General features: G+C 63.2%; 7 protein-coding genes. All 7 read left to right on the top strand.

Going from position 1 to position 6,028, the window contains the following annotated elements; genetic code table 11:
- Positions 1-67: 67 nt before the first annotated feature.
- Positions 68-826, top strand: coding sequence for a MotE family protein (locus tag JQ587_RS26415; RefSeq protein ID WP_212427257.1), 759 nt, complete (start codon positions 68-70; stop codon positions 824-826).
- Positions 827-1,522 (top strand): flagellar basal body L-ring protein FlgH, encoded by a 696-nt coding sequence (flgH, locus tag JQ587_RS26420; protein WP_212427258.1) that lies wholly within the window; start codon positions 827-829, stop codon positions 1,520-1,522.
- Between the two features lie 30 nt (positions 1,523-1,552).
- Positions 1,553-1,996 (top strand): flagellar basal body-associated FliL family protein, encoded by a 444-nt coding sequence (locus JQ587_RS26425; protein WP_212427274.1) that lies wholly within the window; start codon positions 1,553-1,555, stop codon positions 1,994-1,996.
- Positions 1,993-2,733, top strand: coding sequence for a flagellar type III secretion system pore protein FliP (gene fliP, locus JQ587_RS26430; protein WP_212301478.1), 741 nt, complete (start codon positions 1,993-1,995; stop codon positions 2,731-2,733). The genes JQ587_RS26425 and fliP overlap by 4 nt, the downstream gene beginning before the upstream one ends.
- Before the next feature lie 241 nt (positions 2,734-2,974).
- Positions 2,975-3,880, top strand: a complete 906-nt coding sequence (locus JQ587_RS26435; protein WP_212301477.1) for a flagellin N-terminal helical domain-containing protein — start codon at positions 2,975-2,977, stop codon at positions 3,878-3,880.
- A gap of 268 nt (positions 3,881-4,148) precedes the next feature.
- Positions 4,149-5,057 (top strand): flagellin N-terminal helical domain-containing protein, encoded by a 909-nt coding sequence (locus JQ587_RS26440; RefSeq protein WP_212427259.1) that lies wholly within the window; start codon positions 4,149-4,151, stop codon positions 5,055-5,057.
- Between the two features lie 291 nt (positions 5,058-5,348).
- Positions 5,349-6,028 (top strand): flagellin N-terminal helical domain-containing protein (locus JQ587_RS26445; RefSeq protein ID WP_212427260.1); only part of this gene is annotated, 680 nt, incomplete at its 3' end.

The raw sequence follows: 6,028 nt of genomic DNA on the forward strand, positions 1-6,028 counted from the left end.
TGCACAAGCGTCGTGCAAGCTTGGTCGCTCAATGCTCAGGTCTCGACCGAGAATCGCACGCGGCCCGATGCTGAAGCTGGATCACAAAGCGCAACTCCTTCTCCTGGCCGCGATGTTCGCGCTCGCGAGCGCATCACCGGTGCTGGCGCTGGACGAACCGAAGCCGTCGAAGCCGCTCAACTTGCTTTCCTTCGCCCGGGCGCGTGCGCCCGGACCGCAGAAACCGCATGCGACGACGGCACCGGGCGACAACACGCCGGCAACGGCCTGGGCAGCCGAAGATTCGGGTCCCGCGATCACTGGTGCGGTACCGACGTCGGAGGTGCCGGCGCCGGCGCCCGCATCCGTGCCGACGCGTCCGGCGAGGCCCGGCAGCGTGACCGCGCCGCCGAAGCCGGCGCCCGCCCAGGCGATCGCGCCTACGGACAACGAAGTGGCGCTGTTCTGCAACAACGTGGCCGATCCCGCCGTCGATGCCAGGCTCGCTTGGCAGCTGAAAGAACTGGAGAAGGCCGAGAGCCTGCTGCGAGAGCGGATTGCCGAAGTCGAGGCCAAGCGCGCCGAATACGAGAAGTGGATGGCGCTGCGCGACGACTTCCTGAAGAAAGCGGAAGCGAGCGTCGTCGAGATCTATTCGCGCATGAAGCCGGACGCGGCCGCGACCCAGATTGCCGGCATGGCCGACGAGACCGCCGCCGCAGTGCTTGCAAAGCTCAGCCCGCGGAGCTCGAGCGCGATCTTCAACGAGATGGAGACGTCACGCGCGGCCCATCTCGCCGATGTGCTCGGCGGAATGCGTCGCGTGGACGACGGAAAGACCAAGTAAATGAAGAAGCCGATCCTCATCCTGTCTTTCGTGCTTCTTGCCGGATGCTCCCACGACCCCGCCGAGGTCCTGACCGGCCCGCAGGTGTCACCGGTCGGTAGCGGCCTGCGGTCGCAGGCCGATCCCATTCCCGTAACGCCGCGCGTCCGTACCCCCGTGAGCTATCGGTCGACCTGGGACGATGGCACCGATCTCTACCGTGATCCGCGCGCGCGGCGCACCGGCGACGTCGTGACAGTGATCATCTCGATGCAGGACAAGGCGAAGCTCGACAACAAGACCGATCGTTCACGTGATTCGCAGATCAAGTTCGGGCTCGACTGGTTGATGAACGTCGCCGGGTGGAGCGACACCGGTCAGACCAACGCCAACCTCTCGACCAACACCCAAATCAAAGGCAACGGCCAGATCGATCGCGCCGAGGATATCAAGCTTTCGATCGCCGCCATCGTGACCGACGTGTTGCCGAACGGCAATATGATGATCAGCGGTTCGCAGGAATTCAAGGTCAACACGGAGATGCGGGTGCTGAACGTCGGCGGCATCGTGCGTCCGCGCGATATCTCGCGCGGCAACACGATTTCCTACGAGAAGATCGCCGAGGCGCGCGTGTCCTATGGTGGTCGTGGAAATCTGTCTGACGTGCAGCAGCCGGGATGGGGACATCGGATCTATGATGCCGTGGCACCGTTCTGAGGCTCGAGCGTCGTGGGAGCAGGGGGCGTGATGCGTCTGATCGCCGCCATCGTCGTGCTGACCCTGGTCGCCATCGGCGCCGGCGCGCTTGCGGGTCTGCATCTGTTCGCTGCCGCCGAGCGCGTTGCCGACGCGAAGAAGGGCGCCACCCCGCCGCCGATTGCGTCGAGCTACACCGGCAGCGCGCGGCTCAGAAAGCTGTCGCCGATCGTGACCAATCTCGCCGCGCCGGCCAACAACTGGGCCCGGGTCGAGGCCTCCATGGTGACCGACAGCATGAGCGACGAGGATGCCGGCATCCTCGCCGCCCATATCAGCGAGGACATCGTCACCTATCTGCGGTCGGCCTCGGTTGCGCAGTTTGAAGGCACGCGCGGGCTTCAGCATCTGCGCGACGACCTGTCAGAGCGCGCCAGCATCCGTTCGTCCGGCAAGGTCCGTGAATTGATCATTGAGACGTTGGTGATCCAGTGAAATTGAGAGTCCTGCTGCTTGCATTGTTGCTGGTCGTGCTGCCCGAAGTGGCGTTCGCCCAGATCCCGGACCTCAATTCGCTGCTGCCGCCGGGTAACGGCTCGACCAGCGGCCGCATCATCCAGTTGATGGCGCTGCTGACGGTGTTGTCCGTTGCACCGGGGCTGCTCATCATGGTGACGAGCTTCACGCGCTTCGCGGTCGCGCTCTCGTTCCTGCGCGCCGGCCTCGGCCTCCAGACGACGCCTCCGAATCTCGTGCTGATCAGCCTCGCGATGTTCATGACCTTCTACGTCATGGCGCCGACCTTCGACCGCGCGTGGGAGACCGGCGTGCAACCGCTGATGAAGAACGAGATCTCGGAGGAGGATGCCTATCTGAAGATCAGCGATCCGTTCCGCGAGTTCATGCTGGCGCATGTCCGCGACAAGGACCTGCAGACGTTCGAATCGCTCGCCGCTGAAAGCTTCCGCAAGAAGCTCGACGACAAGCGCATCGACATGCGCGTCATCATCCCGGCGTTCATGATCTCCGAGCTCCGGCGTTCGTTCGAAATCGGATTCCTCATCATTCTGCCGTTCCTCGTCATCGATATGATCGTGGCAACGTTGACCATGTCGATGGGCATGATGATGATGCCGCCATCGATCCTCGCGCTGCCGTTCAAGGTGCTGTTCTTCGTGCTGATCGACGGCTGGAATCTGCTGGCCTCCGGACTGGTGCGGTCGTTCTCATAGGAGCGACCATCGACCTAACGGTTGGTTAAGGTTAGCAAAAAGTGATGTTAACCATATGATTTTGCTTGATAATTCAGGCTCGTATTAATCCGGGAGCAAGATTCGTCGTGCTAGCAATGCGGCACGGCGGGTTGGACCCCACCCATATCAGTCCAAAGGCATGATGCCGCCCCTCCGTACCGGTGAAAGCCCGGTATGTCCCCTCGTGAAAATGTAACGCGTACATAAAGGGACATTCGCAATGTCAAGCCTGCTTACGAACTCGACCGCCATGACCGCCCTCCAGACCCTGCGGTCTGTGAGCTCCCAACTCGCCACCACGCAGACCCGCATCTCCACCGGCCAGCGCGTCTCGACCGCTTCGGACAACGCAGCCTACTGGTCGATCGCGACCTCGATGCGCGCCGACAACGCCGCGCTCTCCGCAGTCTCCGACTCGCTCGGTCTGTCGGCCGCGACCGTCGACACCGAATACACCGCTCTGACCTCGGTTGTCGGTGACAGCACCGGTGGTCTGACCAAGCTGCAGTCGCTGCTGGTCGAAGCCAAGACGGCCGGTATCGACCGCACCAAGATTCAGGCGGACGTCACCCAGATCCAGCAGCAGATGCAGGGCACCGCGTCGGCGGCGACCTTCAACGGCGTGAACTGGCTGAGCACGACGACGGCGACGCCGACGACGGTGGACCTGGTGTCGTCGTATTCCCGCGTCGGCGGCACGCCGACCACCGGTGCCATCACGCTGACGGTTGCCAATTACTCGCTCTATACCAGCTCCCAGGGCGGCATCCTGGACAAGGTGAGCGGCGGCGCGTCGGTCAACACGATCGACATCAGCACGCTGACCGACTCAGCGGCCGACCAGACCACGCTCGATGGCTACATCTCGCAGGTCACCGCTGCGATCAACTCGGTGGCATCGGCCGCCGCTAACCTCGGCGCCGTCAAGAACCGTATCTCGACCAATACGGACTTCGTGAAGTCGCTGATGGACTCGGTTGATCGCGGTATCGGCCAGCTCGTCGACGCTGACATGAACCAGGAGTCCACCCGCTTGTCGGCCCTTCAGGTCCAGCAACAGCTCGGCGTTCAGGCGCTCTCGATCGCCAACAGCAGCAGCCAGAGCATCCTGTCGCTGTTCCGCTAAGCCTGAAAACCATCTGAAGGGGCCGCGCTTCTCGCGAAGCGCGGCCCTTTCGTTTGATGCCACGTCTCGCCCACGTCGCAATTCCGGCTGCCCTGTTGCTGCCGGAACACAGAGCCACAAGCTCCGCACAAGCTTCAGCCGTTACGGTCGTCGTACGACAGGTTGGGCTCTAACCACTTTTCACAGCCCAAAGGCATGACGCCGTCCTGTCGTACCGGTGCAAGTCCGGTATGTCCCCAATCAACTCAATCTTCAAAGGGACATCAAAATGGGTTCGAGTCTTCTCACCAACTCCGCTGCAATGACCGCGCTGCAGACCCTGCGCAACGTCAGCTCCAGCCTCCAGACCACTGAAAACCGGATCTCGACTGGTCAGCGCGTGGCGACTGCTTCGGACAACGCAGCCTACTGGTCGATCGCGACCTCGATGCGCGCCGACAACGCCGCGCTCTCCGCCGTCTCCGACTCGCTCGGTCTGTCGGCTGCGACCGTCGACACCGAATATACCGCACTCACCGCAGTTGTCGGCGACAGCACCGGCGGCCTGACCAAGCTGCAGTCGCTGCTGGTCGAAGCCAAGACCGCCGGTATCGACCGCACCAAGATCCAGGCCGACATCACCCAGATCCAGCAGCAGATGCAGGGTACCGCGTCGGCGGCGACCTTCAACGGCGTGAACTGGCTGAGCACGACGACGGCGACGCCGGCGACCTTCGACCTGGTGTCGTCGTTCTCCCGCGTCGGCGGCACGCCGACCATCGGATCCATCACCCTGACGATCGCCAACTACTCGCTCTATACCAGCTCCCAGGGCGGCATCCTGGACAAGGTGAGCGGCAGTGCGTCGGTCAACACGATCGACATCAGCACGCTGACCGACTCGGCGGCCGACCAGACCACGCTCACCGGCTACATCACGCAGGTGACCGCTGCGATCAACTCGGTGGCGTCCGCCGCCGCCGACCTCGGCGCCGTCAAGAACCGCATCTCGACCAACACGGACTTCGTCAAGACTCTGATGGACTCGGTGAATCGTGGTGTCGGTCAGCTCGTCGACGCCGACATGAACGCGGAATCCACCCGCCTTCAGGCGCTCCAGACCCAGCAGCAGCTCGGCGTCCAGGCGCTCTCGATCGCCAACCAGAACAGCCAGAGCATCCTCTCGTTGTTCCGCTAAGCCCAAATAACCACCCGAGGGGGCCGCGCTTCGCAAGAGGCGCGGCTCTTTTCATTTTAGTGTGCGCTGTTCGCGCGTCGAGATGTCAACTGGGCGCCTCGAATTGGGCTCACCCTTCTGCGGTCCGGTCACATAGCCACAAGCCTCGCGCAAACTTCGCGTGCTATCGCCGCTGTTACGGCAGGTTGAGCGCGCTTTTCCGCGGCCCAAAGGCATGATGCCGCCCTGCCGTACCGGTGCAAGCCCGGTATGTCCCAAAAATCTCAATTCGTTTTCAAGGGGACGTCAAACATGAGTTCAAGTCTGCTCACCAACTCCGCTGCGATGACCGCGCTGCAGACCCTGCGCAACGTCAGCTCCAGCCTCCAGACCACCGAAAGCCGGATCTCGACCGGCCAGCGCGTCGCGACCGCTTCGGACAACGCCGCCTACTGGTCGATCGCGACCTCGATGCGCGCCGACAACGCCGCGCTCTCCGCCGTCTCCGACTCGCTCGGTTTGTCGGCTGCGACCGTCGACACCGAATATACCGCACTCACCGCAGTTGTCGGCGACAGCACCGGCGGCCTGACCAAGCTGCAGTCGCTGCTGGTCGAAGCCAAGACCGCCGGTATCGACCGCACCAAGATCCAGGCCGACATCACCCAGATCCAGCAGCAGATGCAGGGTACCGCGTCGGCGGCGACCTTCAACGGCGTGAACTGGCTGAGCACGACGACGGCGACGCCGGCGACTTTCGACCTGGTGTCGTCGTTCTCCCGCGTCGGCGGCACGCCGACCATCGGATCCATTACCCTGACGATCGCCAACTACTCGCTCTATACCAGCTCCCAGGGCGGCATCCTGGACAAGGTGAGCGGCAGTGCGTCGGTCAATACGATCGACATCAGCACGCTGACCGACTCGGCGGCCGACCAGACCACGCTCACCGGCTACATCACGCAGGTGACCGCTGCGATCAACTCGGTGGC

Origin of the sequence: Bradyrhizobium manausense, assembly GCF_018130615.1 — a bacterium.
Classification (GTDB): domain Bacteria; phylum Pseudomonadota; class Alphaproteobacteria; order Rhizobiales; family Xanthobacteraceae; genus Bradyrhizobium; species Bradyrhizobium manausense_A.